Origin of the sequence: Endozoicomonas sp., assembly GCF_051008435.1 — a bacterium.
Classification (GTDB): Bacteria; Pseudomonadota; Gammaproteobacteria; order Pseudomonadales; family Endozoicomonadaceae; genus Endozoicomonas_A.
Genome location: NZ_JBPCXO010000215.1, coordinates 1 through 7,458 on the forward strand (window position 1 = coordinate 1; position 7,458 = coordinate 7,458).

Here is a 7,458-nt window from a genome sequence, read left to right on the forward strand (position 1 = left end):
TCCAGCTTTCCAGCTTTCCAGCTTTCCAGCTTTCCAGCTTTCCAGCTTTCCAGCTTTCCAGCTTTCCAGCTTTCCAGCTTTCCAGCTTTCCAGCTTTCCAGCTTTCCAGCTTTCCAGCTTTCCATAACTAAAAATGAAAACAAGAAATAAGCCCTACCGTGACAATAGTAATAAAGAGACCTCCTCTCCATCCGATAGGAGGTTCACTTGAACTGGATTGACTCAGACTTTTTAAGTGCTGGCAGCTATCTGACTGAGAGTATGAGCCGGTGATTTCATTTATATGCTTCACCAGGAAATCATAATAAGTTGAGTTTCTGCTGCTGCTGACTCTGGCAATAACGGGCAGTAGGATATCCATGAGCTTGTCTTCAGGTGACAGCTTTTTCCAATAGTCATTCCACTGACTATCTCTACTGAGCTCTTCTATTACGGTTTCCGTATGTTTTTCTGCCAGTGATTTACAATCCCGGCAATGTGGTACTACCAGATGATCAGCAAGGTTTTCATAGAGTCGTATTGTCAGATCGGCATACTTATTCGGGTTTTCTTCTTTGGGAGTTTTCGGATTTTCTATTTGGATAACCTCCCAGAGTCCATTTGACAGTGATTTGGCTGCGGCAGTTGGACTACAGTTGTCACTGGAAGCTGAGAGGGAGAAAGCAGAAGCAAAGAGTAAAAAAGTGAACGGAAGAGCCTTTAGTCTGAACATCTTTTTCTCTGTTTTTAAAGGCTCTAATGCTAGTACAGTTACTCTTTTAAGAAAGGGTGTACACGAGAATCAGTTGAGAGGTTTCAGTGGCCTTGAACGATAGGTTCTCCCCCTGCAGCAAAGTGTGGGCTGTAATTTCTTTGGTTTCTGAAAGACCTTTTCCCTTGCTCAGAAAAGCCATGACATTTCCTGTTTGTTCTACTGTTTGCCCCGCTTCAAGAGAAGCAACTTCAATCACGGTGTTGCTGTAGAAGTGCTTGGTATCACCTTTTATTCCACCATAGATCCGGGTTCTTTCTCCAGACTTTGGTGTGTATACCTTATAGCCTGATTGCTCTCCCTTTACTTCAGGTAAAACCCAGAGCTGAATCATATTATTCGGAGTGTTATCCGGGTTTACTTCATTATGGGAAAAGCCTTCGCCTCCAGCTCTTTGAACCTGGGCCATACCTGCTTCAAGGCCTTTGCCATGCTCTAGTGATCCCTCATGGTGAATTCGTCCATCAACCATGACAGAAATTACGTCAATTTCATGATGTGGATGCATGCCTGTCTCCCCATGGGGAACAAAGCTGGCATCTGCCAGATAGATAAAATTTCCGAGCCCTTCAGAAGCTACTGCTTTTTTTCTATCTCCAAAGACTCTTGAGTCAGTGACAAACTGGCGCTCTTTAAGACCTGCAAATCCACCTTGTGGGAGTTGGTCAAAGTGAAGTGTTTCCATGGCTGTTTACCCATATTGTTGTCTGTGACTATTAAATTAGTTGTTTTCTCAAAGGGGATAAACGGATGATAATGGGATTAAATGTTCCAAAAATGATAACAATGACATGAATCTTAATGATCTGATGGTGTATGCAGAAGTCGTGGATGCAGGCAGTTTTACCGCTGCAGCTGACGCACTGGAAATTCCCAAATCGAATGTCAGTCGGAATGTCAGCCGTTTGGAAGAAAGCTTAGGGGTTAAGTTGCTGGAGAGAACAACCAGGAAGCTGGCATTAACAGAGGTAGGCCGTATTTATTATGAGCACTGCCAAAGAATTCGTGAAGAGTTGGAGTCGGCCAATCATTCACTGGAGAAGCTGACTTCAGTTCCCAGCGGTCATTTACGTGTATGTGTTTCTGTTACGGTTGGCCAGAGTTTGCTTGCCAGTCATCTTGCCGGTTTTTTGCAGGCCTATCCAGAAGTGACTATTGATCTGCAACTGACCAATCGGCGGGTAGACCTTCTGGATGAAGGATTTGATATGGTGATAAGAGTGGGTGACTCACCCGACTCTAGCCTGGTTTCCAGTCTTCTTTCCCACAGTCGATTGCAGCTTTTTGCTTCCCCTGACTACCTTTCATCTTCAAAAGACAACTTATCTCACCCTGAGGACTTGCTGCAGCACTCGTGTTTGTTTATGAACGCTTTGAGCGGAAAACCTCATTGGACGTTATCTTCAGGACAGGAAAAGCAAGAAGTGCTTATTCATCCGGTCTGTGCCAGTGATGATTTTGGTGTTCTCAAACAGTTGAGCCTGGATGGTATGGGGATTGTGAAGCTACCTGACTACATGGTGAAGGATGAGGTTGAAGCAGGGTCATTGATACGTGTTCTGGAACCCTGGGAGGGAGAAGGCATTAATCTGTATGCACTGGCTCCCAGTAGAAGAGGAATAACACCGAAAGTCAGGGCATTTATCGATTATCTGAAAGTATCACTCTGACAATTATTAACGTTTTTTAAGCGCCGTTAGGATGAGTCGAGGCTCTCCGATATAGAAAGTATATCCAACACTTATCATAAAACTGATGATATCCACGCGAGCCATATAGCTGCTGAGGGTATTGGATATGAGAAAAATAGCACCACCTACCAAGAGGACTCCGGCCGTAGCGGCTGCATAGTCAAAAGGATCTGAGTGATCAAATGCTTCTAAAAAGGTGAGGGGGTGCTGGGTGGTGTCGAGGTAAGCAAGCAAATAGTTTTTGGAAAGTTCACCAGGGCCTGAGCAGAACGGTTGCTCTGGGGTGGCTCTGTACTCCTCTCCCAAAACATAGACGCCCTGGCTGTTTTTGAAGGTACAGAGGCAACTGCACATTTCATGATTGCAGTGGGCCGACTCCTGACCACGAAGTGGCATACAAGAGCTTTTCATCGGTTGTTCATGATCTTGCCAGTGAATGGCTGAAAGCAAAGAGTTGCCGGGAATGCGAAATATATGACCTTCGCCGTATAGTCCTGAACAGTGGCTTTGATTCAAAGATGCCCATTCAAATTCCAGCAGAGGATTAGTCATCAGGCAGGAAGGTTCTTTAATGTCTTGCCATGGGATGGTTTTTGATCCCTGGGCGCAAGAAACACAGGAGTGGGAAAACAGAAATAAGATCAGGAGGGTTGTACGGAGAGAGTGTGCAGATGAGGAAAGCATATGAGGCAATCTCAGTCGAGTTAGGCATGAACGAACGAGTATAGGAAATAGTTATCGACTGGCCGGATTCTGCTCGCTTTGGTCAAACCATCGCGATGGACAAAAACCGATGAGGGTGAGGCAGAGCCTAATGCTGAGGATATGGGCAGTCAGTGTCCTATCTCTCTGTATATCCGACTTCAGAAAAATAGTGGCTACCGATGTTGTTGAGAATTGACTTACACTGAATAGAAACGGATGTTGTAAAAACTAGAAAAATGATCAGGGATCGATCATGCGGCACCTACTATTTCTGCTCTGGACTTTGTCTTCCTTCAGCTGGGCCATTCTTGATGTGCCTTTTTATGAATCGGGTTGGCCCAAAGGGGATTATCAGAAAAGCTGCAAAGAATGCCGCCTTGAAGAAAATCGTCTGTTTTGCTCCTGTGAAGCCCCCGATAAGAAATTCTACAAACGCTCTCTGGATCTCTCCCTGTGCAGTTTTGATATTGTTTCGGTCAGAAAAGGTATTCTCCATTGTGAAACGGATTTGAGCGTAGTGCCCGACGATCCCATCGTCGAAGAGTTCGAGGAGGATTTTTCTGGACCTATGGACCTTTCTGATGACCTACCGTTGGGAAGCTATAGAAACTACTGCGAAAGCTGTTCTATTGAGGATGGAAGTCTGGAATGCAGCTGCAAGATAAGTGGCTGGTTCTGGGATTCATTCTACAAAGCCTCCTTACCTCTGGAAAGCTGCGATGAATCCGACAGAATTCTTTTTTCAGGAGGCCTTTTATTCTGTTCGCTCGATCATTTTCTTTCATTTCATGGTCTGAATACATCCTGCAGGGACTGCAAGTTACTGAAAGGTGGCAAATTAAGCTGTCGCTGTAATAAAACCCCATGCGGCTGGAGCAGTACTGATATTAAAAAGGGCAGGAATAAGGTCGTGGCAGAACTGAATGCTATACAGAATTGTTCTGCAGAGATTAATAACTGCAACGGGACATTGAGGTGTGGCGAGTGTTGGGCATGGGATTATTCTGATCAGACTCTCCTGAGCCGCCCCGTGGAAGGTCGGCATCCCAGACACGGTTACTGCTACCCGGATTCAATCTGGTAATTAGATAGACTATCGTTGGAAATCGACTAGAATTGCTTCTCTTGCCCTACAAAAAAGAAGCATAGAAGTACGGGCCTTCAACGCCTGAGAGATAGCTAATGTATAATGTCGCGCTATATGCCCTAACGGTAATAATCTGGGGTTCTACCTGGATAGCCATTACCTTTCAGCTGGGTGAAGTTCCTGTCCCCGTTTCCATCATTTACCGCTTTGCTATTGCCGGACTCGTGCTGTTTGTCATTCTTGGCCTGACTCGTAACCTGCAGAAACTGGATCGAAAGGATCACTTCTATAGCCTGTTGCAGGGCTGCTGCCTGTTTTGCTTTAACTTCTACTGTTTTTATTCTTCCATTCAGTACATCAACAGTGGCCTGAGTTCTGTGGTCTTTTCTGTTGCAACGGTAACGAATTGTGTTGCTAACTGGCTGTTTTATAAGAAAAAAACGTCTTTAAAGGTAGTTGCTGGGTCCATTGTTGGTCTGGTGGGTATTAGCGCAATGTTTTGGCCAGAGTTTTCATCCGGTGGAGATTGGCAGGAGACTTTAAAGGGCGTTTTACTGGCCATGCTGGGCACCGTTTTCTTTTCGTTGGGAAATATGATTTCCATTCGACATCAGAACAAGGGGCTCAAACCTCCAAGCACCAACGCCTGGGGAATGCTTTACGGCACTTGTGTTTTAACTTTGGTGACGTTAATTCAAGGCATTCCGTTTGTGCTCGACTGGCGTACCGAATATGTTGCAGCGCTTTTGTATTTGGCCATACCCGGTTCTGTGATTGTGTTTACCACTTATCTGCTTCTCGTAAGTCGAATTGGTGCTGACAGGGCCGCTTATGCCACGGTTCTGTTTCCAGCCGTAGCTCTCACCTTATCTACGGTATTTGAAGGCTACCATTGGAGCTCCATAGCGATTCTGGGTTTTGTTCTGGTGGCTTTGGGCAATGTCATTATCTTCTTCAAGTGGCCGTTCAGGGACAGACCTGCAGTCAGAGCTGAATCCTGTTAGTCAGTGACACTGTCTGCCTTGTTATCCAATCTTCAGGCTCTCTTATATAGAGTGAGGGAGCTAACACACAAAAGGAGAGGGATTATGGATGTACAAGGACTTTACTCCGCAATGGGGCACGGTAAATCTTATGAAACGGATAAAGCTGCAATAGATGGCGCTCTGTACAGTGCAGGAAAAACAGCGTTAAAGGCTGTTGGATGGTTTGCAGGGGCTACTGTCTGTTTCTATGGTGCAGCTATTTACTGTGGTGTGGATATGATTGATAAAACCTTTAAGGCCCTGACTGAGGAGCCAAAGCCTATTCAAAAGAGGAACTCTGAAAAATATACAGATCAGATGTCTTCACGCATAAACAAGAATATGACTGAAGAGGCTATGAAAACAGGACAGAACCCAGCAGCTTCAGCAGCGACTTGATGACAGGGAGGTGATAAGTTGGATAAAACGGGTGACTTTTTAAAGCCACCCTCCTTTCAGAGCCCACAGGCGGAGAGTAGTGATAGCAATGATCCAGGACTTCAGATTTCCAGATCGAAGTCCACAGAGCGACTATGCCCGTCCTATCTGCAAATACCGCATTCCAGTTCAGCTCCCGGCACTCCTATTCAACGAAGGCGAGCCAATACACAACCAGAAACGCCAAGCCCTCTGATTGTTGTCTCCAGGGAGAGCAGTGATCTCGGTGACAGTGGTAGTTATGTGGCTTATAAAGGGCAAAGAAGAATGTCTGGTCCAGATATTATTGTCCATGATTCCAGACGAAGAGAGTTACCTTCCATTCCATCTCCACCTGTAATGAAACAGGGGGAGTATTGGAAAATTCCTTTGAAGCCTGTCACCAGGGGACTGGATTCAAGAAGAGGGTCGATGCAGTCTCAAACCTCTGAAGATGAGGAATTTCAGAGCTTTCTCAAATCACCTGGATCGTTTTTAAGAAGAGGGTCTGCACCCGCACCTAAAGTGACGCGACGATCTCCAACGCCTCCTGATGCTTACAATCATAGAAAAGATTTGCCAACAATATGTGGGTTTGAAAGCGTTATAGCTCACCCCAGACAGGGTATTCCTGCTGAGCATTTGATCAGTCTTGCCCTGCGCTTGAAGTCGACCAAAGCGATTATGGGAGTCAGGCCATTCGACCGGATAGCCACGTCAATGGCGCTTTCCAGGAAAAAATCAAAAAGCCTGCCTTATAAACTCAAATCTTCGAACTGGGGACCCCATGCAGCATTGATGCCCCTTAATCAGTCTCTGAGTAAGTTAGCGGGAAGCAATAAGAAAGATATTGCCATTTTCCAGGCTTATGCTGATCTTCTTAGACGAGAAGCCGTGCCACTGGTGATCACAAAAGATCGATTGAAAGAACTCTCGGAGCTTTATTTTGGTCGCTCGGATCAGGCTGTGTTAGAAAATATGAGCTGGCAAGATGATGGCTCTGTCTATTTCACTGCAAGACCTGAAGGCTTCAAAGATGATTACCTGTATAGAGGAATATTGCAGGACAATGGTGAGTATCTGATCGAAATGAAAGAAGGCGCTGATTATGCTCCCTTCCAGCTGATTGATCTTATGCCTGATTATGATCTCAGTTTTTTGTATTTTCCCTTTGAAACCGTTGATTTGGGAGGAGAAGATAAAGTTCCTATTCCCATGGTTAGTCATGAAGTGGTTCAGCACCGCTTACAGGTTTATATGGAAAAAGGCCGAAGGGGCTCTTCTGGAGGAGAATCTTCAGCCAGTTATGCGATTCTGGAAGAGGGCGCAGCCAGCAGAAAGGTTTTCCTGAAAGACATGAATCAGCAATATGGCAATATGACTGTGCGAGAAAAGCAGTATCTTAGAACCCTGAACTGGGCAGTCAAACGACACCCTGATAAGAATCCTCTTTTCCATCATGGCGCGGATAACCAGAATCCGGTATCCGATCTGAAAACCAATTTTCCGATGACTGTCATTATTCCTGTTTCAGTAGGCTGTTTGACGGAAACGTTCTACATGGTAGAGAACAAGCAGCAGCTGAAAGCGTTGCTGAAAGAGCTAAAGGATTGCAAATACTATGTTCCGGTCAATCCGCTCTGGGAAGATGTCAAAGGTAACTATTCAGCACCCCTGATGATTTTGCAGGGATAAAAGGTTTTGGTTATAAGCCATGCCACACTTGAGTTTCAGAGGTACAAATATGCTGTACTTTCGTTTATCTCGTGGGTAGTTGCGGCA

At 45.3% G+C, this 7,458-nt stretch carries 8 protein-coding genes; 5 read left to right on the plus strand and 3 right to left on the minus strand.

Going from position 1 to position 7,458, the window contains the following annotated elements:
• Positions 1-127: 127 nt before the first annotated feature.
• Together ACR2PX_RS11060 and ACR2PX_RS11065 are read right to left on the minus strand one after the other, a co-directional pair.
• A complete protein-coding gene (locus tag ACR2PX_RS11060; RefSeq protein ID WP_433999416.1) occupies positions 128-712 on the minus strand; it encodes a hypothetical protein in 585 nt (194 codons plus the stop codon).
• Positions 713-758: 46 nt separating this feature from the next.
• The gene (locus ACR2PX_RS11065; RefSeq protein WP_433999418.1) at positions 759-1,436 is read right to left on the minus strand and encodes a pirin family protein; all 678 of its coding nucleotides are present in this window, start codon (positions 1,434-1,436) and stop codon (positions 759-761) included.
• A gap of 106 nt (positions 1,437-1,542) precedes the next feature.
• Between ACR2PX_RS11065 and ACR2PX_RS11070 the strand changes: the two genes are divergently transcribed.
• Entirely contained in the window at positions 1,543-2,421 is an 879-nt protein-coding gene (locus ACR2PX_RS11070; protein WP_433999419.1) for a LysR substrate-binding domain-containing protein, read from the plus strand.
• 6 nt (positions 2,422-2,427) lie between these two features.
• On the opposite strand, the gene ACR2PX_RS11075 is transcribed toward ACR2PX_RS11070, so the two are convergent.
• Positions 2,428-2,994 carry a hypothetical protein gene (locus tag ACR2PX_RS11075; protein WP_433999420.1) on the minus strand — a complete coding sequence of 189 codons (567 nt, stop codon included), beginning with the start codon at positions 2,992-2,994 and terminating at the stop codon, positions 2,428-2,430.
• Positions 2,995-3,400: 406 nt separating this feature from the next.
• Between ACR2PX_RS11075 and ACR2PX_RS11080 the strand changes: the two genes are divergently transcribed.
• The 4 genes from ACR2PX_RS11080 to ACR2PX_RS11095 all read left to right on the plus strand — a co-directional run bounded on the left by ACR2PX_RS11080 (position 3,401) and on the right by ACR2PX_RS11095 (position 7,371).
• The gene (locus tag ACR2PX_RS11080) at positions 3,401-4,231 is read left to right on the plus strand and encodes a hypothetical protein (protein ID WP_433999421.1); all 831 of its coding nucleotides are present in this window, start codon (positions 3,401-3,403) and stop codon (positions 4,229-4,231) included.
• Between the two features lie 98 nt (positions 4,232-4,329).
• Positions 4,330-5,238, plus strand: coding sequence for a DMT family transporter (locus tag ACR2PX_RS11085; RefSeq protein ID WP_433999422.1), 909 nt, complete (start codon positions 4,330-4,332; stop codon positions 5,236-5,238).
• 84 nt (positions 5,239-5,322) lie between these two features.
• Positions 5,323-5,658 carry a hypothetical protein gene (locus ACR2PX_RS11090; protein WP_433999423.1) on the plus strand — a complete coding sequence of 112 codons (336 nt, stop codon included), beginning with the start codon at positions 5,323-5,325 and terminating at the stop codon, positions 5,656-5,658.
• 18 nt (positions 5,659-5,676) lie between these two features.
• The gene (locus tag ACR2PX_RS11095; RefSeq protein ID WP_433999424.1) at positions 5,677-7,371 is read left to right on the plus strand and encodes an anthrax toxin-like adenylyl cyclase domain-containing protein; all 1,695 of its coding nucleotides are present in this window, start codon (positions 5,677-5,679) and stop codon (positions 7,369-7,371) included.
• The last annotated feature ends 87 nt before the right edge of the window (positions 7,372-7,458 follow it).

Excerpts from the sequence above, each read along its gene's own strand:
- ACR2PX_RS11060 (WP_433999416.1), bottom strand. The coding sequence starts at position 712 with ATGTTCAGACTAAAGGCTCTTCCGTTCACTTTTTTACTCTTTGCTTCT.
- ACR2PX_RS11065 (WP_433999418.1), bottom strand. The coding sequence starts at position 1,436 with ATGGAAACACTTCACTTTGACCAACTCCCACAAGGTGGATTTGCAGGT.
- ACR2PX_RS11070 (WP_433999419.1), top strand. The coding sequence starts at position 1,543 with ATGAATCTTAATGATCTGATGGTGTATGCAGAAGTCGTGGATGCAGGC.
- ACR2PX_RS11075 (WP_433999420.1), bottom strand. The coding sequence starts at position 2,994 with ATGACTAATCCTCTGCTGGAATTTGAATGGGCATCTTTGAATCAAAGC.
- ACR2PX_RS11080 (WP_433999421.1), top strand. The coding sequence starts at position 3,401 with ATGCGGCACCTACTATTTCTGCTCTGGACTTTGTCTTCCTTCAGCTGG.
- ACR2PX_RS11085 (WP_433999422.1), top strand. The coding sequence starts at position 4,330 with ATGTATAATGTCGCGCTATATGCCCTAACGGTAATAATCTGGGGTTCT.
- ACR2PX_RS11090 (WP_433999423.1), top strand. The coding sequence starts at position 5,323 with ATGGATGTACAAGGACTTTACTCCGCAATGGGGCACGGTAAATCTTAT.